Raw genomic sequence first — 21,692 nt, forward strand, 5'->3', positions numbered from 1 at the left:
TAGTTCAACGCAAAATACTTATGGATAATTACGGTTTTGTAAAATTTCAGCGTGCTTTGGTGAATTGGGAGTGGTACACCGAAGTAAATACATGTAAGTTATTTTTTCATTGTCTGCTTAAAGTAAATTATAGTACTAAGAAGTGGCAAGGTATAACCATTAAGGCCGGGGAATTTGTAACCTCATTAGAAAAGCTTGCTATTGAAACAGGGCTAAGTGTTAGCAAAGTAAGAACAGCACTTAAAAAGCTAGAAAGTACTCAGGATGTTTTTGTTGTAACCACTATGAAACACAGTAAAATAAGGATTGCAGATAAGCATTTGGAGAACTTAATAACAAAGAGCGATTTACAAAAGCTTGACAAGCTAAATAGCATGCCAAATAACAAACAAATGGCAAACCCATCGCAGGCTAATAGCAAACAAATCGCAACAACTAAGAATAATAAAGAATTAAAAATAGAAAATAGAATAAAAAGATTTAAGGACCAGGTTTATGAAAACACCCAATATGAAAAATTAATTTTAAATAGTTTTTTTTATTATTGGAGTGAACTAGGCCCAGATCAAACTATGCGATTTGAAAACGAGAAATTTTGGGAGTTGAAAAAACGCTTGGCAAAATGGAATGCTAACCAAAAACCTTCAAAAACTAAAAAATTAACTCCAAAATTTAATTCCAACCGATAATGCATATAAAGCAAACGATAAAAGAGGCTGTTAATATTAAAACTTTTGATATTACAGAGAATACGGTAAAAAATGATAAAGATGGCGAGGTGAAGAAAAAGCCTTGGAATTATGAAACCGTAAAGCAATTGTTGTTAGTTCAGTTTGAAGAAAATGAAGGTGTACCTTTTATAGAAACACCAGAGAATTTACTTAAACTCAAAACGATTGTCTATTATTTAACAAGAGACAAGCGGTTTTTTAATTCGCCGCTATTAAAAATGCAAGAGCAATCAAAGCCATCTTTTGATAAAGGATTGCTGATAGTTGGTGGATATGGTACAGGGAAATCAGCCCTTTTAAAAGCTATGAGCGATGTCGTTGCTAAAATTCATCATTTAAGAGCGACATATCATTTATGTTCTGAAATGGTAGCTGAATATGAGTCTATGAAAGAAGCTGAAGATATTAAACAGTTTATGGATAAACATTTTTATGGCACCAGAATTTACGATGATTTACTAAACGAAGATGTGGCCTCAAATTATGGTAAAAAGGATATTTTAAAAGACATATTCACAGCCCGATATAAGAATAAAAGAAAAACGCATACGGCTTTAAATTATCACCCTGATTATCCTGGTGATGTCGAAATGGCATTACAGCAAATCGGTGAACGCTATGGTGGTCATATTTACGACCGTATTTTTCAAATGTTTAATATTATTGAGTTTCCCGGTAAAAGCATGCGTTGTTAAGTAATTTTAAAATGTGGTTTGGTAATTATTTGGTTTTATATTTTAACTACATTTTAAATTTTACAGCAAACATTAAACAAATTAAATCTTAGTTTAATGATGTTTACTCGTCTTTCCAATTTATTAGGGTAATTCGTTAACACCCTTTTATTTATTGTCTTCAATTTTATTAGTTCAGGAATTATGCGTTTGTCATAGATGCAAAGCAAAGCTAAATGGCCTGGGTAATTTAAATCTTCGAAATTCTTTCTTGATATACAGGTGTAAACGACCAAAAGGTTATATCTGTTTATAATTCTTTTCTAACTTCATACATTGTTATAAAGCCTTTTTATATATTTAGACTCTCCAAAAAGGATTAATAGCAAAGCGATTTATTCGAAATTAAAACAACATACAAATCTGTAGAAATTACAGCGTTTGTAAAGTTAACTATGACAAAAAATAAGATAACTCTATCACAATTAGAACAATACCTATCGAAAGCAGCCTGGATTTTAAAAGGCCCGGTAGATGCTTCCGATTTCAAAATATATATATTTCCATTATTATTTTTTAAGCGATTATCTGATGTTTATGATGAAGAATACAAACAAGCATTAGAAGAGTCTGAAGGTGATGTTGAATATGCTTCGCTACCAGAGTTCCATCGTTTTGAAATCCCCAAAGGATGTCACTGGCAAGATATAAGAGAAACTACGACTAATGTAGGATTGGCTATTGAACAAGCTTTAAGAGGCATAGAACAGGCTAATCAGGAATTGTTGTATGGCATTTTTGGTGATGCTCAATGGAGTAATAAGAATAAATTATCTGATCGATTATTAATCGATTTAGTTGAGCATTTTTCGCAATATACCTTATCTAATTCGTTAGTAGACCCAGATATCCTTGGTAATGCTTACGAATATTTAATAAAGCATTTCGCCGATTTAACAAATAAGAAAGCAGGGGAGTTTTATACGCCAAGGTCGGTGGTACACCTTTTAGGATTGATATTAGATCCGCACGAAGGTGAAACCATTTACGATCCGGCCTGTGGTACCGGTGGTATGTTATTAGAATGTGTGGACCACCTTAAAGAAATAAACGAAGATTACCGGACGCTTAAATTATTCGGTCAGGAAAAAAACTTAACATCGAGTTCCATTGCTCGAATGAATATGTTTTTACACGATATTGAAGATTTTCAAATTTATAGAGGAGATACATTACGTGATCCGGCATTTTTCGCTGCTGATGGCTTAAAAACCTTCGATTGTGTTATTGCTAACCCGCCGTTTTCATTAAAAGATTGGGGTGCTGAAAATTGGACGAACGATCCATACGGTCGTAACATTGCCGGTGTACCACCAAAAGGTAATGGTGACATGGCCTGGGTACAACACATGATTAAATCTATGAATAGTACCGCACGGTGCTTTATTTAGAAAAGGAGCCGAAGGTAAGATTAGAGAAGCCTTATTAAAACAGGACTTACTGGAAGCAGTAATAGGTTTGGGACCAAATATCTTTTATGGTACCCAACTAGCAGCTTGTGTAATGGTATTCAAACAAAATAAAGAAGCCGATAAAAAACATAAAGTGTTGTTTATAGATGCTTCAAACCAGGTGCGTGTTGGTCGCGCTCAAAACTATCTGGAAAAAGAGCATGTTGAGCAAATTTACAGTTGGTACCAGGATTTTAAAGATGTTGAGAATTATGTAAAAGTAGCTTCTCAAAGTGATTTAAAAGAGAATGACTATAACCTGAATATTCCACTATATGTAGAGAAAATTATAGAGGATAATTTACCAAGTGTAGAGGATGCTCTAACTGACTTGAAGGCAGCATGGGTGTCTTGTCAAGAAGCAGAAGAAAAGTTTAAACAAATATTAAAAGACTTTATATAATATGGCTTACGAAAAACCGATAACAATTAAAGAGGCGATAACTTCAATTAGTGATCAAGAGTTTATTCTACCGGCTATACAAAGAGAATTTGTATGGAACACCAAACAAATTGAATTGCTATTTGATTCAATAATGAGGGATTATCCGATTAGTACTTTTTTATTTTGGAAGGTAAAAGCCGAAAATATTGAAAGATTTAAATTTTATAAGTTTTTATCAAAGTATCATCAACGAGATAAAAAACATAACGAACCATTAGAATTATCTGGAGACAAAGATAGGTTTGCAATCTTAGATGGTCAACAAAGATTGACGTCACTATATTTGGGGTTAAAAGGGAGTTATGCTTATAAATTAGCTAATTATAATTGGAAAAGTAATCATGCATTTCCTGAAAGACACTTGTATATAAATTTATTAAATGAAGCGGACAACAATGAATTTTTATATGATTTTAGATTTTTGTCAGAGGATGAATTAAATAATTTCAAAACTAATTTCAGTGATAAATATCACTGGTTTAAAGTTGGTGATATACTAGGCTACACAGGGTTAATTCAATTGATGAATTATATTACTAAAAACTCATTAGCTGATTCGTCAAAATACACCTCAGAACAAATCGATTTTGCATCTAATACACTTTCAAATTTATATGAGAAGTTTAATGATAAGGAACTTATCAATTTCTATTTAGAAAAATCTGAAGAACTGGATAAAGTACTTCACATCTTTATACGAGTAAATAGTGGGGGAACTAAATTAAGTTATTCAGATTTATTATTGTCGATAGCAACTGCACAGTGGAAAGAAAAGGATGCACGAGAAATTATTCATAAGTTCGTTGATCAACTTAATGCGATAGATCCCGGATTTAATATAAACAAAGATTTAATTTTAAAATCGTGTTTGGTGTTATCCGACATAAAAGATATTAAGTTTAAAGTAGATAATTTTTCATCCGAGAACATGGCTTTAATAGAGTCCGAGTGGGATGATATTGCTAGATCTATAAATCTATCAATTCAGTTGATAGCTTCATTTGGTTTCAATAGTAAGACATTAACAGCCTATAATGCTATTATCCCTATAGCTTACTTTATAAAAAAGAATAATATTGGAGATGAGCTGCTGCATAGTAGTAATCAATTGGATAATAGGAAATTAATTAAGGAATGGCTTGTTAGAGCACTTCTAAAAAGAGTTTTTGGAGGTACACCAGATAACCTTTATCCAATTTATAGAACTATAATTTCTGAAAACTTAGGGAAGTTTCCATTACAAGAGTTAATGGATAGGTATAAAGGAACAAATAAGTCTTTAAGTTTCGATGAAGAAACTATAGAGCATTTACTAAATACACAGTATGGTAGTGCTTTTGCTTATATGGTTTTAAGCTTATTATATCCATTAAATCATAATTATAAATTTCACCAAGACCATATACATCCAAAAAAATACTTTAATAATAGAGAGTTAACTAAGTTGGGAATAGTTAATGAAGCAAAACGTCAGCAATATATGGAAGCTTTTAATACTATTGGTAATTTACAGCTTATTCAAGAAACTGAGAACCTAGAGAAAAATGCAACACCATTCAAAGATTGGTTGTACGAAAACTATTCGGGTGCAGGTTTAGTAAACTATAAAAACATGCATTTTATTCCTATAGAGAACGATTTATCTATGGATGAGTTTTTAGAGTTTTATGAAGAACGCCGAAATATTTTAAAGTCTAAGCTTTTAAAAGTTTTGAATGTTTCAGATAAACAATATGAAGTAGAAGAGGAAGGTGAGATAATTGAAGAAGAATTAACGTAAACATGACTCAAAAAGAATTAGAAAAATATCTCTGGGGAGCAGCTACAGCATTGCGTGGTACCATCGATGCCGGAGATTACAAACAATATATATTTCCATTACTGTTTTATAAGCGTATTTGCGATGTATACGACGAAGAATTTGAACGAGCCTTAACCGATAGCGATGGCGATATGGAATATGCGGCTTTTGCCGAAAATCACCATTTTCAAGTGCCGGAAAGCGCGCATTGGAAAACCGTTCGTGAAACCACCACTAATGTAGGCGTGGCTATACAGGATGCGATGCGCGATATTGAAAAAGCAAACCCGGAGACCTTATACGGGATTTTTGGTGATGCGTCCTGGACAAACAAAAACCGATTAAGCGACGAAACACTGATTAACTTAATCGAGCATTTTTCGCAACATACCTTAAGTCTAGCAAATGTGCCGGACGATAAGTTAGGGAACGCTTACGAGTACCTAATAAAAGAATTTGCCGACGATAGCGGCCATACGGCAGCCGAGTTTTACACTAACCGCACCGTAGTAACGCTAATGACCAAAATTATGGACCCGCAACCGGGCGAAAGCGTTTACGATCCTACTTGTGGTTCTGGTGGTTTGCTATTAAACTGTGCTTTGCATTTAAAGGAAGAAGGCAAAGAATACCGAACCTTAAAGTTATACGGACAGGAAATAAACCTGATAACGTCTGCTATTGCCCGTATGAATATGTTTATGCACGGTATTGAAGAGTTTAGTATTGTACGTGGTGATACTTTGGCAAGACCGGCCTTTTTACATAACGACGAATTGAAAACCTTCAATGTTATTCTTGCTAACCCACCGTACTCCATTAAAGCCTGGGGCCGTAAAACCTTTGAAAACGACCCTTACGGGCGTAACCTTTGGGGAACGCCCCCACAAGGATGTGCCGATTATGCTTTTCAGCAGCACATTCATAAGAGTATGGATAAAGAAAATGGTCGATATGCTATTCTTTGGCCACATGGAATTTTGTTTCGAGATATGGAAGCAGAAATGAGAAGAAAAATGGTGCAAGAAGATCAGATCGAAGCTGTTATTGGTTTGGGACCAAATTTATTCTACAATTCGCCAATGGAAGCTATGATATTAGTTGGAAATACTAATAAGCCTAAAGAAAGAAAGGGTAAAGTATTATTTATTAATGGTAAAGAAGACGTTATTGATAATAAAGGGTTAGCTTATTTGACTAACGATCATATCGATAAATTTTACAAAGCTTTTAAAAACTTTAACGATATACCTAATTACGCAAAAGTTGCTTCAATTGAAGAAATTTTATCGCATGATGGGAATATGAATATTAATTTTTATGTGAAAAAGGAAAAATCGAGTGAAGACTTTTCTTTTGGAAAGACTTTTTCGCTTTGGAATGAGAGTAGTAAAGAGTTGAAGAAGTCTATGGGTGAATTATTTGAAGTATTAAAATAAATGGAAGAATTATTAGATAAAGTAATTGAGGAGCTTCAAATAGATAAATCAAATTGGGTATTAACCAAATTTGGAGATGTTGCTATTCAGCAAAAACAAAACGTAGATAGAGATAATACATCTTTAACCAGATATGTAAAAGGGGAACATATGGGATCTGAAGACCTTCATTTGAGGTCTTGGGGCGAATTAGAGGACGAGTATTTAGGTCCGGCCTTCATACGTAGATTTGATGAGGGAGATATTTTATATGGTTCCCGAAGAACTTACTTAAGAAAAGTTGTAATAGCTCCGTTTTCAGGAATTACTTCCAATACAACATTTGTGATTAAAGCAAACGAAAAGAATATAGATAAAGCTCTTTTACCTTTTGTTATGATGTCCGAAGGGTTTACAGAGCATTCAATTCGTAATTCTAAAGGTTCTGTAAACCCTTATGTAAACTGGAAAGATCTAGCCAACTACGAATTTCTCCTCCCACCAAAAGACCAACAAACCCAATTAGCCAAACTCCTTTGGGCTATGGATGATGTGATTGAGAGGGAAATAGAAGTTTTGGAAAGTTTAAAAAATACCTACCAGACAACAGTTGATAATCTGTTTTCGATAAAGCTTGAAAATTGGGGTTATAAGACGTTGGATAAAATAGGCATAATAAATGCAGAAAGTTTAAAAGGTAAGACCAATCCTGATTATGAATTTTCATATTTGGATATTGCAAGTATTGTAGAACCTAAGGTTATTGGAGAATTAAAGAAAATAAGGTTTTCAGAGTCGCCAAGTCGAGCAAGACGTATAGTAAGAAATGACTCGATAGTATTGTCAATGGTAAGGCCATACCAACAATCTTTTGTTTATGTTGAAAAGGCAGATGATTTGATAGCATCTACAGGTACCGGTGTTATCAATTTAAATCCTGAGGTAAATAGTAAGTTTGTTTTTCATCAATTCTTTTCTAAAAGGTTTATAAGATACTGCGAAGATAGAATGACAGGTACAAACTATCCTGCAATTACACCTACAGATATTGAACAGTTTAGAATAGCAATACCAAAGGAAGATAAAAGTACAATTCGTAATATAGTAAACCAACTTGATGGATTTGATAAGAACTGTTTATTGGTTAAATCTAAAATAGCAAGCTCCAAATCCCTTCAAAAAAGTTTAATTAACCAGATATTTTAAATTATGAGAATTAAAGATGTGCTATACCTAATAATTTTGGGTTTAGGTCTAGCTGTTTTATGGCTTTACTATGATAAGAAGGAACGTGCGCAAAAAATGGATAGAATAATTAAAAAGTTGCGCAAGGATAACTATGAAACTAAAAAAGCATATTTAAGTCTATTAGAAAAGTATTTAAAGTCTCAAAAAAATGTAGACGTTGGTATTATTATGGAATTACAAAAACTACAAAAATCCATAGATACACTAGATTTTGAAGTGCATATAGAACTTGAAAAAGTAGTAACTAGTTTAAATAATGGTAATCCAGAAGAGGCTGTAAGGTTGTTAGCAAAGGTGGTTGAAAATAAACTTAAAGAAAAGGCTGCTAAAGAGGATAGCTTTAAAGGGAAACCAATGTTACATAATCTTCTAGAGTATGCAAAGAATTGTCAATGGATTACCAGTAGACAGTTTGAAAATGGACTTTTACTTAAAGAGATTAGAAATAAAGAAAGTCATGAGTTAGATGTTATTGAAGAAACTAATAACATTTGTTTAAGTATCTTTTCTGGTATAGATATTATTTATGCTTTAAAGTAATAATTTCTATTTCTTAATTATTTATGTGCAGTAGATTTTTTTAATAACCCTTATATAAAAATATCGCATATCGCGATATGCGATATTTTATCTTAAATGATTGATTTATAGTTTTAAAATTCTTAATATTGCATATCGCGATATGCAATATTAGTGTTATGAGAAATCAAAATAATCAATTAAAACCTCAAGATATATTACTATTACTGAAGATAGTGAGTGTAAATGATCCTAAATGGAACCAAAAACCGATGGCAGACTCATTAGGTTTAAGTCAGTCCGAAGTTAGTGAAGCTGTCTCTAGATGTAAATATTCAGGTTTACTGGATCCAAAGGGAAAAATCGTAATGAAACTAGGCTTTCTAGATTTTTTAAAATATGGGATACAATTTGTATTTCCCCAAAAGCCTGGTCCGGTGGTTCGAGGTTTACCAACTGCCCATTCGGGATTACCATTAAATAATCAAATACAAAGTACAGAGCATTACGTATGGCCATATGGTAAAGGTTCTGTTCGTGGTCATAGTATTACTCCCTTGTATCCTTCGGTACCAGAAGCAGCTTTAAAAGACGATAAACTTTATGAATTACTAGCTTTGGTTGATGCTTTGCGTGTTGGTAGAGCGAGAGAAAAAGAGTTAGCTATGGTAGAATTAAAAAAGCGTTTTGGTATTGGAGAATAGAGTAATCAATATAGCTGTTGTAGCCGAAGTAGCGGAGGCTTTACAAACCATAAAAGAACAAGTCGTTTTTGTTGGTGGAGCCGTAGTAAGTTTATATGCCGACGATCCGGCAGCAGACGAAATACGTCCCACTCAAGATATCGATATGACTCTAAATATTGTAAATCTAGGACACTGGGAGCAGCTTCAAACACAATTGGTGCAATTAGGGTTTTCTCCAGACCCTTTTGGACATGCCATTTGTAGTTATAAGTTTAAAGATATTCCGGTTGATATTATGGCGGCCGATGATGGTCCGTTAGGACCTGCAAACCGATGGTATAAAATAGGTTTTGAGGATTTATGGACCGTCAAGGCCCATGATCAAAACATTAAAATTTTGTCGGCACCGTGCTATTTAGCAACCAAATTCGAAGCATTTAATGATCGTGGAAAAGATTTTCGTACAAGTCATGATATTGAGGATGTTTTTTATATTTTAGATAACAGAACAACAATTGTTGAAGAAATAGAAAAAAGCGACATACGTATTAAAATTTTTTTGAAAGAACAGCTTCAAAATATCATATCAAAAGGGCTCTTGGAAGAGGTGCTCATGTCACATATCCATCCTTTAATGTTAGAAGAGCGTATGCCAATAGTACAAGAAAAAATAACCCGAATTTTAGATCTATAGCATGGGATTTAACGAACAAAACAGTGTAGAAAACTACATTATTAAACAACTTACCGGCGTTAATTTAAATACACAACAAGTTTCTGAGGACACCACAACGTACAACGGACTATGGAAGTATAAATCACCACAAGACCTACAGCGAAATGTTAATGAGGTGCTCTTAGAAACAGAATTAAAAGCTGCTTTAGTTCGTTTAAATCCAGAAATAAATAGTAATCCCGATTTAGCCGATGAAGTTATCTATAAACTGCGTGCTATTTTAATTTCGGTGCACCAGGTAGGTTTAGTTCGTGCCAATGAGGAATTTTTCAAATGGTTACAGGGGCATAAAACCATGCCTTTTGGAGAAAATAATAGGCATGTAGCCATACGTTTAATCGATTTTGAAAATTTAGAGAATAACACCTATATAGCGACTACACAATTACGTGTACATCACCGAGAGACCAAAATACCAGATGTAGCCTTTTTTATTAATGGTATTCCGGTGGTTATTGGCGAAGCTAAAACGCCAATACGACCGTCGGTTAGTTGGTTAGATGGCGCACATGAAATTCATGATATTTACGAAAATGCAGTATCACAGTTGTTTGTACCCAATATTTTATCTTTTGCAACAGAAGGTAAGGCCTTGTATTATGGAGGCGTTAGAACTCCTTTAGAATTTTGGGCGCCATGGCGTTTAGAAAACGATGAAGATGCTATTGCAAAACGTTTAGGTTTAGGTGAAGTAGGTAAGGAGTTAACCGATTTATTACACCCTAAACGCTTACTGGATATTTTACTGAACTTTTCCTTGTTTACCACTAACAAAAAGAAACAGCGTATAAAAGTTATTCCACGATTTCAGCAATACGAAGGTGCTAATAAAATAGTAGATCGTGTTAAAGAAGGTAAGATTAGAAAAGGGTTGATATGGCATTTTCAAGGTTCAGGAAAGTCGTTATTAATGGTGTTTGCCGCTCAAAAACTCCGACGTGAAAAAGATTTAAAAAGTCCGACAGTGATTGTTTTAGTCGATCGTACCGATTTAGATATCCAGATTTCAGGAACTTTTAATGCAGCCGATATTGCCAATGTAGAAACCACAGATAGTATTACAGAGTTACAAACGTTGTTGGAACGTGATACACGAAAAATTATTATTTCTACCATTTTTAAATTCCGTGATGCTAAACCCAATATGAATACACGAGATAATGTGATTGTATTGGTAGATGAAGCGCATAGAACGCAAGAAGGTGATTTAGGCCGACAAATGCGGGCAGCACTCCCTAATGCATTTTTATTTGGTTTAACAGGTACACCGGTGAATAAGGCCGATAAAAATACGTTTTGGGCGTTCGGATCAGAAGAGGACCAGGGCGGTTATATGTCGAGATACACGTTTCATGACTCTATAAGGGATGACGCCACGAAACCTTTACATTTTGAACCGAGGTTAGTAGATGTTCATGTCGACAAAGAAACCATAGATGAAGCTTTTGAAGCTTTTAAAGAAAGCACAGCCTTATCCGATGAAGAAGCAGACGCTTTAAACAAAAGATCGGCAAAGATGGCCGCATTTTTAAAATCGCCAGAGCGTGTTGCAAAGATTGTTAGAGATATAGCCGGGCATTTTACAGAAAAGGTTGCACCTCATGGGTTTAAAGCTATGATTGTGACGCCCGATCGCTTTGCATGTGTGCAATACAAAGAGGAATTAGACAACTATTTCCCAGAAGAGGCTAGTAAAGTGGTAATTTCTACCTCTGCGAATGACGATCATGATTTCAAACTAAAGTGGGGAGTCGATAAAAGCCAACAAGAAAAGATAGTCGATGAGTTTAACGATGCGCAATCTGAGTTAAAGTTTATCATTGTTACTGCCAAACTACTTACAGGTTTTGATGCGCCTATTTTACAAACCATGTATCTGGATAAATCGTTGAAAGATCATACACTTTTACAAGCTATTTGTAGAACCAATAGGTTGTGTAAAGGGAAATCATATGGCCGTATAGTCGATTATTTTGGCGTGTTTGATGATGCCGCTAAAGCATTGCAGTTTGATGAAGAAAGTATAAAGACCGTTATCTCCAATTTATCAGAATTAAGAGAAAAGTTACCAGATGCAATGAAACAAGCTCTTTCTCACTTCAAAGGAGTAGATCGATCTGTAGATGGTTTTGAAGGCTTAGAATTGGCGCAAAATGCTATCAATACAAATGATAAAAAGGATGCCTTTGCCAAAGATTATAAATATCTAGCCAAGTTGTGGGAGTCTTTATCCCCCGATACCATTTTAAATATATATCAAAGTGATTATAAATGGTTAACTCAAGTATTTGAGTCTGTACGTCCGGCGGCAGATAATATAGGTAAATTGTTATGGTTTTCTTTAGGAGCACAAACCACAAAACTAATTCATGACAATATCCATGTAGGAGAGGTGCACCATTTGGATGAATTTGTTTTAGATGCTGATGTTATTGAAGACATTTTTAATAACCCAGATCCTAAAAATGCTAAGAAGCTAGAAAAAATACTTGTTAAACGATTTAAAAAACACGCTGGTGATCCGAAATTTAAATCGTTAAGTGAACGTTTGGAAGCTTTACGCGATCAAGCTGAACAAGGGCTGATTACATCTATAGAATTTGTAAAGGAGCTTTGTAAATTAGCCAAAGAAACGGTTGAAGCAGAAAAGGAATTAGATGAAATTATAGCAGAAAAAACACCCAAAGCCGCCTTGACTGAATTGTTTATAGAATTAAAAACCGATCAGACCCCTGCCGTAGTAGAACGCATTGTAGAAGATATTGATGCTATTGTACGAATTGTACGTTTTCCAGGTTGGCAAAAAACAAGCTCCGGCGAACGTGAGGTGCAAAAATCGTTACGCAAAGCTTTATTAAAATACAAACTACATAAGGACCAAGTACTGTTTGACAGAGCTTATGCCTATATTAAAGAGTATTATTAATCTAAATAATGCTAAAACTGACTTCAATTGTAATCAGTACCAACGGTTAAATTGTAAAATCAACGGTCAAATCAACGGTCAAGCTTTGTTAAAATTGATTACAGTTGTAACCTTTTAAAATTAAGTAGAATGTATTTGTTAAAAAAACATCGAGAGCTCTTAAATTATTGAGTTTATGACACGGAATTGAACCCTTTATTCATTTATGAGCCCACTGTACCTTGAGTTTTCACTAACGTTGTTTAAATCGACTGTTTGGGAATTACCGTTGTTAAGGTCAACTATTAGTAGGGATTGGGAAACATTGTTGTCGTCCACATCATAAAGCCCGATTATTTTGTTGCTTGAACTATCAAAAACAAGGTTCCCAAAGTAAGTACTGATGACGTTCAAGGTGGCAACAAGTTGAGAAGTTCCGTTTGACTTGTCTATTTCTACAATTTGTTTTTGTTCTGAACTGTCTCCAGATGGAGTTCCATAATATTTGTAGCCGTAAAGTTTACTGTTATTTCCAACTATAAGTCCGCTGTACCTTGAGTTTTCGCTAACGTTGTTTAAGTGGACTGTTTGGGAATTACCATTGTTAAGGTCAACTATAAGTAGGGATTGGGAAACATTGTTGTCGTCCACATCATAAAGCCCGATTATTTTGTTGCTTGAACTATCAAACACAAGGTTCCCAAAGTAAGTACTGTTGATGTTCAAGGTAGCAACAAGTTGAGAAGTTCCGTTTGACTTGTCTATTTCTACAATTTGTTTTTGTTCTGAACTGTTTCCAGATGGATTTCCATAATATTTGTAGCCGTAAATTTTACTGTTATTTCCAACTACAAGTCCGCTGTACCTTGAGTTTTCACTCACATTGTTTAAGTCGACTGTTTGGGAGTTACCATTGTTAAGGTCAATTATTAGTAGGGATTGGGAAACATTGTTGTCGTCCACATCATAAAGTCCGATTATTTTGTTACTTGAACTATCAAACACAATGTTTTCAAAGTAAGTACTGTTGACGTTCAAGCTGGCAACAAGTTGAGAAGTTCCGTTTGACTTGTCTATTTCTACAATTTGTTTTTGCTCCGAACTGTCTCCAGATGGATTTCCAAAATATTTGTAGCCGTAAAGGTTGTTTAAATTAATCGTAATGCTGCCAATAACTGTTGAAATGTCATTGTAAACTAAAACGATATCACCAGAAGTAGCTCCACTTGGAATTTGTACTTTGATAGCCGTTGATGTAATTTCGGTTATGACTCCGTTTACTCCATTAAACTGAATGATATAATTTCCATTTGAATTAAAATTTTGTCCATTTATTGTGATTTCATCCCCAATGTTTCCAGTGCTTGAAGAGATACTACTAACTGTAGGGTCTTGATTTTGTTCAGTATCTGAACCACTATCACTTTAACAGCTAAATATTAAAAATGTCAAAATTAAAATTGAATAGATTTTTCTCATTTGTAGTTAGGGGTTAATGTGTTAAATATTGTATCACACTAGTTCATTTATTCCTAATATTTTAACAGCCAATATATGGTTATTACTCATTTAATAAAGTTATTATTCGTACAAATGCATAAATAATAGATGAAATTTCTGCTAACGTTTTGTTGTTTGGGTTAATGTCTTGACTTCAATTGTAATCAGTACCAACGGTTATATAGTAAAATCAACGGTTAAGGCAACGGTTTAGATTTATTTTGCAACGGTCAAATAAAATTAGCAACGGTTAAATCAACGGTCAAGCTTTGTTAAATTTGATTACCGTTGAACTCATATTTTTTAATCAAAATATGACTTATCCATAATTAATAGATTTTGAAAAATGAGTAAATTTATTAAAGGCAAAGTTTATAAATTAAATAATTATGGAAGCGGACAATTCTTTAAGCCGTAAAGAGCTTTATGATTTAGTTTGGTCGAAACCTGTCTATAAAATACTTGATGAATATTCAATTACTCACTCTCTATTCAAGAAAATATGCAAAGCAAACGATATTCCGTTACCTATTAATGGCTATTGGCAAAAGTTGAGGCATAAAAAGAAAGTAGATAAAATTGAATTGCCTGAAACCAATAAGCAATATAGTCTTATAAAACTATTTGTGAGTCCTGATGAAAATGATCCAGACAGTTTTAGGGGATTGTCTCAATTTAGTTTATTGGTTAGAAATATCAAAAATGATAAAACATTACCATTAAAAGTTCCTGAAAAATTAGTAAATCCGGATGCTATAATTAGAAGGACCAAAGATTACTATAAAAGAAGAAAAAGCGATGATTACCGGCATCAAACTAAAATGCCCAAGGAAGGTGTTTTTAGTGTAGATGTTTCAAAGGGGATAGAGGGTAGGACCTATCGTTTTGCAGATGCATTAATTAAACTTTTTAGGAAGAGAGGCCATGATATAAAAATCTTAACAAATCAGCAGTATTATAATGAAAATGGTACTAAAATGTTTGTTTTTGGAGAACGTTATTCTATAAGGATCAGAGAAAGTAATATTAGGGTGATGGAACAACACCCTAAATTTAGTTGGAAGGAGGCTAAATATTATCCATCTGGAAAACTAACACTAAAGTTAGACGATTTTTATGGTTATACCTGGAGTGACTCAAAAACAAAACTACTTGAAGATAAGCTGGCTGAAATTCTTGCTTTTATGGAATTAAGAGCTAAAAAGGATATTCAGGAAGAAATAGAAAGAAAAATTAGGCAGGCGGAAAGAGAAAGGTTACGAAAAATAGAGGAAGAACAAAAACAACGAAGAGACAAGGAATTAAGGGCTTTTAAAGCTGTAATAAATCATTCTAGTGGATGGCAAAAATCTATGGATTTACGTAATTATATTAAAGCTGTAGAGCAAAATGCAATTGAAAACAATAAGTTAACCCCAGAACTAAAAACTTGGCTTAAATGGATTAATGATAAGGCCGATTGGTACGATCCATTAATTGAAAAGGAAGACGAACTCTTTGTAAATATTGATAGAGAAAGTATTTAGGAACCTTTGATTTGAATTAGATCAAAGGTTAAATCTTTATGTATAGAAACTATAGACTGCCATCCATTCAGGTTTTGTTTTCATGCACTTTAAAAATGGTACCTTTAAGAATTTTCGATCTTCAAAAATTTCTATTTCATAATCTTCAATTGCATCATCTAAAATTTCTTCATACGTAAGACCGGTCTTCCTTTTATTATTTCTTAATTGTCTATTTGCAATTGTTCTTAATTCTGTTTTTGAAAAACTTCTAGTTTCTTTGTTATAACGTTCCTTAATTTTAAATAACCAATCCCATGTTGATATTTTATTTACATTAGCTTTGCCAAAGTCTATTGTAATATCTTTTATTCTTAATTTAAGGTAATCTAAATCGTCACTATCTTTAATTACTACAGTAACTTCAATAGGAATATGTTTTGTATCGAATGCATAAAATGAAATTCTGTTAGAACTGAATGGATTTTTTGTGCTTTTACATTTCTTGTTACACTTACTACAAAGAGGTACTAGATTTTGAAAGTTGACAGAAGCAAAAGGATATTTAGCTTTTGGCAAATAATGGTCATTGTCTTCTCTATAATGAGTTTCTGGGGACTCGATACGAGATAGACCACAACATGGACATGTTTCAAAAGTAGGGTTTTTCTCTAATAATTTATTATAATAATCGAGCTTGTCTCCTGGCACTTCTACTCTGTCTATTAAATAATCGTAAAACTTGATCATTAAGGGTTTCATGTCGTCTTTTACAACGTTAGGCAATTCGTTTAATGGAATTGGCAATAATTTTCCTTCGCAAAGTTCTTCAATTCTATTATTTGTAATAAAAGCTTCTCTAATAAGTGCTCTTTGGTCATCAGTTAGATTTTTACACTTTTCGTAAATGGCATCAACCTTTTCTTTCAACCAATCATAAGCATTGTAAATTTCCTCAAAATTTTCATCAAGTAAATCTGAACAAGAATTATTATTAGACGCATTGCACCAAACTTGACAAACCAAATGTTCTAGGTGTGAATGCAATGTGAAAATCGGGTGATTTATAGGTTTATAGGTTCTTAGCATTAATTCTTAGTTTTAATTCTGTTTAAACGTGCTAAAACCATATCCTTTTCGATTGATTCTCCTAGCTTTTTAAGCTTTGATTTTATTTTGATAATGTCATCATTTGATTTGATGTCGCTAAATTCTATTGCGTCTAATTCAGAATTAGACAAATCACCAATTGATTGATCGTAATTAAATAATCTATCTAGTATCAACTCAACAGAAGTTCCATAGGTGTTGAATGCATTGTCTAGCTCCGATACCTTTTTCGATGTTGTATCTCCGTCTTCGTTTTTTTCAAAAAGTACTACATTGTCTGGTAAACAATCTGAAATAATGAATGGTGAATGAGAAGTCAGTAATATGTCTTTAAGTAGGTGAACATTGAAGTCTCCATTTGATAAACCTTTTGGGTTCCCTGAGGAAATACTATCATTTAATACTTTAACAAACTTGGCTCTCCAACTTGGGTTAAAATGCGTCTCTGGCTCGTCTAGGAGCAATAAAGAACGTTTGTCTTTTAGTAATAAACAAATTCCCATAGTATGGATAAACTGGTGTTCTCCATCAGAAAAGCTTCTGAGAAGCAAATCTTTTACTTTGCCCGTTTTAAGCTCTTTAGTAATGTAGAAATCCAAAAAGTGAAAAACATCTTGTCTCGGACTTCCTACTGGCAATTTCCCATCTGTATAAACGCCTTTAGAACGATATACATCATCTTTCGTTACTTCGTCAACAAAATGATTGTTCAATTCATATAACAATCTGAATAACTGAAAGCATTCTAATGAGGAATGAAAATGTTCTTTGAAGGCTAATTTGGTAGCTTCATTAACATAAAAGTCTAACCAAAGCGTTTTTGTTTTTTGATCCAAAAACCACGAAGTAGCACATTTTTTTAAGTCATCTAATTGATGTTGTTCAAGCAGTTTAAGAATAGGAACTTTTACAGTTTTTTTTGTTTTCTGATCTTGAAATTCAAAATCATGTAAGTGTATATTCATTCTAAAACTTCTCAATCCCAAAATACCAGTGTTGTCAATATGTCTTAATGGGACAAGTGTGTTTTTATTTTCAAACAGTAAACAAACCAATAGTACTGCCTGACTCATATTGTTGTCTATGTAAATCAAGCTATTTTCAGGCTCATCAAAACGATCGTAATTATCTCCTGTAGCTTGTCGAAATTCATCTAAGTGGATTAACCGACTTTTGATAAATGGCAAACTCAAAATCTCGTTTTCACCTGATGAATAGCCTATAACGTGAGCAGGTAAATAATCCTTACCATCAGCTGCACTGTCTCTAATTTTTGGAGGATGAAGTGAAATTTCTCTTATTTCCGTGGAACTATCAAACGGAAAGGGTTGAATAAACATTTGTGGCTCTTTTCCTTCTTTTTTAGAGATAATTACCTTATCAAAATAATAAAGTGTGTAATTCTTTCTATTATGCTGCCCAATCAAATACTCTAAAGTAAAAGCATCAGGAGTGCACTCATTGCGTTTAAAATTCTTTGGGTTTTTAATACTTTCGGGTAAATACTTAGCTACACAAACTTCCAAATGATAGAAGATATTCGCCAAGGCTTCTAATACATTGGATTTACCACTACCGTTTAATCCAGCAAAGCAGAATGGACGAAAATGTTCCATTGCTTCCGTATCAGATAATGAATGGAAGTTGATTTCAAAACCTTGTTGCAAGCTTCTGAAACCTTCTTTATTCTCTATTTTGAGTTTTAGTAGTTTCATCAGGTAGTTAGCTTTACTCGTTTTGTTTTTTTATCGAAGATCTGCACTACTTTACCTTCTTTCAAAAGCTCAAATACAAATTCTTTGGCTTTGTCATATACTTCCTGTTCGGAAAACTTCTTATCATTCAGTTCATGTTTATCTAACCGTTCAAGAAGTAGTTGAATGGATTTGGTATTGCTGTTTTCTTTGAAAAAATTATAGTCGTTTTCCAGTAAAACTTCTAAGTCTATTCCTTTTCCAAATTCTAAATCTCCTTTAAATGCCAGTTGAGATAATGCCTTTTGTAAAGTTTCTATAGACTCTTTAGAAAGGTTTAACTTCCTTCTTGTTTCAATGTATTTGTTGTATTTGACTTCAAATTGCTTTTGCAATTCGATACTTGGATAGGGGATGAGTATATTCCTGAATTTGTTCATAGAAATATTCAGCATTGAACTGCTTGAACCTGTAGCAATTGAAAGAAATGATTTTTTAACATCTTTATTTTGAAGTACGTAGTGTAAGTAAACTTTATTTATTAAAGTTTCATTAGTATCAATTCTCCATATTTTATCTGGGAGAAATAGTTGATCATAGTCTTCATGAACTATAGATGTTGCACCTACCAATTCTAAGGTATTTGCTCTACTAAAAAGTAGATCTCCCTTTCTTGGATGTACAAGTTGTTTTTTTATTTTATCTTTTTTTACCGCTTTATATTCCTCTGGGTTGAAAATTCCTTTGGTGACAGCACTGATTTTAATTACCCCAAGTTCATCATCTTGCAACTCCTTTTTGTCTTCACCTCCATAACTTGAACCTGCAGTAATCTTTTCAATACAATCATTAATTGGGCTAATTTTCCATTGATTAGGTCTTTCCATTGGATTGCCAAACATATCCAAAAAGGTCGCACTCAACAATTCATCGTATTGGGCAATGGTTTTTTCTCGCTTATCTAAAATGCCGTTTGCTTTGTCTAAGATGGCTACTATTTTGTTTTGCGTTTCTACGTCAGGTACTGGAATATTAATTCGCTTTAAATACTTAAAACTTCTGTCATATCCAGCATTAGGTAACTTGACTGTTTGCAAAAAGTAAAACCCGTATTTTGGTATAATTTTATTAGTGCTTTCTAATAATTTCACTCCATCCGCACCGATAGCAAAATCTTTATCAAAATATTTAACGTTTCTACTATGGTCACCATAAATAATGCATGGTATTTTACACTTTACTATTGTGTTTTTATCATCTGTGTATCCACCAATCAGTTTTTTACCTTGATCAATAATAGGGATTTGCCCTGTCTCCTTGTAATTAGATTGCTTTATTTTAATATTTCCACCAGTTACGTCAATAAAGCATTTTTCAAATGGTAACTCTTCCATTATCCAATTAGGTTTTTCAGTTCATCCATGTCCTTTTGTATTTCATTCTCCAATACAAAAAGGGCCTCCAATATTTTTTGAGGCGGCTCATAGCTGTGCTCTTCGTACTCAAATTTTTTGTAGCGGTTATAGCTCAAGTCTAGCTCATTTTCTTGTATTTCAGCAAGTGGTACAAAAAAATGATTGGTCCTCTCAATAGGCGTTTTGAATGCCTTGTTTTTATAAGCATCCACTACAATGGGTAATGGATTCTCAGCTAATTTCTTTCTATTATCATCAAGACTATAACCGTCATTTTTTAGTTCATAAAACCATACTTTCTCTGTATGCCAAGTTGTGCTTTCTTCCTCTGCCTTGGTAAATACCAATATGGCTGTTTTTACACCTGTGTATGGCTTGAATGCACCACCAGGTAGAGATATTACCGCTTCTAGCTTGTTGTCCTTTAAAAGTATTTCTCGTGTTTGTTTTTGAGCTTTGCTATTTCCAAACAATACACCTTCAGGAATGATTACGGCGGCCTTTCCTCCTGAACGTAACATTTTGGAAATCCTCATAAGAAAGAGCAATTCACTATGCGTACCCGTAATTTTGAGTTTATCACTCATCCCGTCTTTATCAATTCTACCTGTGAAAGGTGGGTTAGCCAAAATCACAGAATATTCACCATCCTTATATTCTTTGTCATATTTTTTGGAAAGCGAATCTATATTTTCAATTTGAGGTATTTTGATACCGTGTAGCATTAAGTTCATCAAACCAATCCGCACCATAGTTTGGTCAACATCAAAACCAAAGAATGATTTTTTCCAGAGGTTATCCCAAACTTCCTGCTCGGTTATTTTATCACCGCCAAATCTTCTAAATCGTTGCAAGCCGTTTTCATCCTTGATAATTTCTTTGGGACTGGTGTGCTTAGTAAGTATATGTTGATATGCACCAACTAAGAAACCACCTGTACCACATGCCGGGTCACAAATTTTATCATTCACATCTGGGTCAATTATTTCACACATCAATTGGATCAAGTGCCTTGGGGTACGAAATTGACCGTTCTTCCCTCCAGAGCCCATTTCATCAATCAGATATTCGTACAAATCACCTTGTGTATCTTGAAATTGCTGTCCCTCGTCTTGTTGTTTTTTTATTTCGGAAAAAAGTTCATCAATGGATTCAACCGCATCATCCAATAATGAAGAATTATTGATGATAAAAATGGCATTCTCCATATACCTTGAGTAAGGTTGAGAAGGATCATTAAGATTTTTTATAAACGGAAATGCTTTTTTAGAAACTACTTCCAACATAGTGTCAGGGTCGAGTTGAGAGAAATGCGACCAACGACAATCTTCCTGACCGTCAAAAATTGATTTATACTTTTTCTTTGCAGAAATTGCTTTTGCTTTTTCCAAAGTATCTGTATCATCTATTCTTCTCATAAAAATCAAATACGATATTTGTTCTATAGCTATAATGGGGTTGGTGATACCTCTACTCCAGAATTTATCCCAAAGTTTATTTATTTTTGATTTTAATTCATTTGATAGCATTTTCAGTGCATTTTTTATTTAACTATAATTTTTTAAGTCTATTTCAAATTGCATTTTGTAGGAGATTATTAATTCTTTATTTAAGTGTAATCTCTATCATGATATTTAGGAAAACTTAACTGTTAGGTTCGACATTTGATCATCATGTCAAGCAAAATATTTAATTCCCTTATTAACAACTAGTTTTCTGTTTTTGACTTAATTTTACGGACTAAATTACAATTATATCTCAAATATCAAGAAAGAAAATCATAATGATTAATTA

General features: G+C 33.5%; 15 protein-coding genes and 2 pseudogenes. 11 read left to right on the forward strand and 6 right to left on the reverse strand.

What is annotated here, in order from left to right:
• The first annotated feature begins 20 nt into the window (after positions 1 to 20).
• The 10 genes and pseudogenes from ICJ83_RS06705 to ICJ83_RS06750 all read left to right on the forward strand — a co-directional run bounded on the left by ICJ83_RS06705 (position 21) and on the right by ICJ83_RS06750 (position 12,695).
• Positions 21 to 689 (forward strand): hypothetical protein, encoded by a 669-nt coding sequence (locus ICJ83_RS06705; RefSeq protein WP_188229606.1) that lies wholly within the window; start codon positions 21 to 23, stop codon positions 687 to 689.
• Positions 689 to 1,426: a P-loop NTPase family protein gene (locus ICJ83_RS06710; protein ID WP_188229607.1), complete on the forward strand. Its 738-nt coding sequence runs from the start codon at positions 689 to 691 to the stop codon at positions 1,424 to 1,426. The genes ICJ83_RS06705 and ICJ83_RS06710 overlap by 1 nt, the downstream gene beginning before the upstream one ends.
• Positions 1,427 to 1,860: 434 nt before the next feature.
• Positions 1,861 to 3,319, forward strand: a pseudogene (locus tag ICJ83_RS06715) (N-6 DNA methylase).
• 1 nt (position 3,320) lies between these two features.
• Positions 3,321 to 5,141 carry a DUF262 domain-containing protein gene (locus ICJ83_RS06720; protein WP_188229608.1) on the forward strand — a complete coding sequence of 607 codons (1,821 nt, stop codon included), beginning with the start codon at positions 3,321 to 3,323 and terminating at the stop codon, positions 5,139 to 5,141.
• Between the two features lie 2 nt (positions 5,142 to 5,143).
• Positions 5,144 to 6,601: a type I restriction-modification system subunit M gene (locus tag ICJ83_RS06725; protein ID WP_188229609.1), complete on the forward strand. Its 1,458-nt coding sequence runs from the start codon at positions 5,144 to 5,146 to the stop codon at positions 6,599 to 6,601.
• Positions 6,602 to 7,786 carry a restriction endonuclease subunit S gene (locus tag ICJ83_RS06730; protein WP_188229610.1) on the forward strand — a complete coding sequence of 395 codons (1,185 nt, stop codon included), beginning with the start codon at positions 6,602 to 6,604 and terminating at the stop codon, positions 7,784 to 7,786.
• A 3-nt stretch (positions 7,787 to 7,789) separates the two neighbouring features.
• Positions 7,790 to 8,368 carry a hypothetical protein gene (locus ICJ83_RS06735; RefSeq protein WP_188229611.1) on the forward strand — a complete coding sequence of 193 codons (579 nt, stop codon included), beginning with the start codon at positions 7,790 to 7,792 and terminating at the stop codon, positions 8,366 to 8,368.
• A gap of 158 nt (positions 8,369 to 8,526) precedes the next feature.
• Positions 8,527 to 9,051: a hypothetical protein gene (locus ICJ83_RS06740; protein WP_188229612.1), complete on the forward strand. Its 525-nt coding sequence runs from the start codon at positions 8,527 to 8,529 to the stop codon at positions 9,049 to 9,051.
• On the forward strand, positions 9,041 to 9,727 hold the full coding sequence (locus tag ICJ83_RS06745) for a hypothetical protein (protein ID WP_188229613.1): 687 nt from the start codon (positions 9,041 to 9,043) through the stop codon (positions 9,725 to 9,727). Before ICJ83_RS06740 ends, ICJ83_RS06745 begins: the two co-directional genes overlap by 11 nt.
• Before the next feature lies 1 nt (position 9,728).
• Positions 9,729 to 12,695 carry a type I restriction endonuclease subunit R gene (locus ICJ83_RS06750; protein ID WP_188229614.1) on the forward strand — a complete coding sequence of 989 codons (2,967 nt, stop codon included), beginning with the start codon at positions 9,729 to 9,731 and terminating at the stop codon, positions 12,693 to 12,695.
• 195 nt (positions 12,696 to 12,890) lie between these two features.
• Here ICJ83_RS06750 and ICJ83_RS06755 read toward each other — a convergent pair whose 3' ends face one another.
• Together ICJ83_RS06755 and ICJ83_RS17125 are read right to left on the reverse strand one after the other, a co-directional pair.
• Positions 12,891 to 13,712 carry a hypothetical protein gene (locus ICJ83_RS06755; RefSeq protein WP_223154620.1) on the reverse strand — a complete coding sequence of 274 codons (822 nt, stop codon included), beginning with the start codon at positions 13,710 to 13,712 and terminating at the stop codon, positions 12,891 to 12,893.
• A gap of 159 nt (positions 13,713 to 13,871) precedes the next feature.
• Positions 13,872 to 14,051, reverse strand: a pseudogene (locus ICJ83_RS17125) (IPT/TIG domain-containing protein); the annotation flags it as partial.
• Positions 14,052 to 14,563: 512 nt separating this feature from the next.
• Here ICJ83_RS17125 and ICJ83_RS06760 point away from each other — a divergent pair.
• The gene (locus ICJ83_RS06760; RefSeq protein WP_188229615.1) at positions 14,564 to 15,700 is read left to right on the forward strand and encodes a hypothetical protein; all 1,137 of its coding nucleotides are present in this window, start codon (positions 14,564 to 14,566) and stop codon (positions 15,698 to 15,700) included.
• Between the two features lie 36 nt (positions 15,701 to 15,736).
• On the opposite strand, the gene ICJ83_RS06765 is transcribed toward ICJ83_RS06760, so the two are convergent.
• From ICJ83_RS06765 to ICJ83_RS06780, 4 genes are read right to left on the reverse strand one after another with little or no spacing between them, the layout of a single operon-like run.
• Positions 15,737 to 16,768 (reverse strand): hypothetical protein, encoded by a 1,032-nt coding sequence (locus ICJ83_RS06765; protein WP_188229616.1) that lies wholly within the window; start codon positions 16,766 to 16,768, stop codon positions 15,737 to 15,739.
• On the reverse strand, positions 16,768 to 18,504 hold the full coding sequence (locus tag ICJ83_RS06770; protein WP_188229617.1) for a restriction system-associated AAA family ATPase: 1,737 nt from the start codon (positions 18,502 to 18,504) through the stop codon (positions 16,768 to 16,770). The genes ICJ83_RS06765 and ICJ83_RS06770 overlap by 1 nt, the downstream gene beginning before the upstream one ends.
• The gene (locus ICJ83_RS06775; RefSeq protein ID WP_188229618.1) at positions 18,504 to 19,877 is read right to left on the reverse strand and encodes a restriction endonuclease subunit S; all 1,374 of its coding nucleotides are present in this window, start codon (positions 19,875 to 19,877) and stop codon (positions 18,504 to 18,506) included. The genes ICJ83_RS06770 and ICJ83_RS06775 overlap by 1 nt, the downstream gene beginning before the upstream one ends.
• On the reverse strand, positions 19,877 to 21,427 hold the full coding sequence (locus ICJ83_RS06780; RefSeq protein WP_188229619.1) for a type I restriction-modification system subunit M: 1,551 nt from the start codon (positions 21,425 to 21,427) through the stop codon (positions 19,877 to 19,879). The genes ICJ83_RS06775 and ICJ83_RS06780 overlap by 1 nt, the downstream gene beginning before the upstream one ends.
• Positions 21,428 to 21,692: the final 265 nt, after the last annotated feature.

The sequence above is a fragment of the Aestuariibaculum sediminum genome (assembly GCF_014596945.1).
GTDB lineage: Bacteria > Bacteroidota > Bacteroidia > Flavobacteriales > Flavobacteriaceae > Aestuariibaculum > Aestuariibaculum sediminum.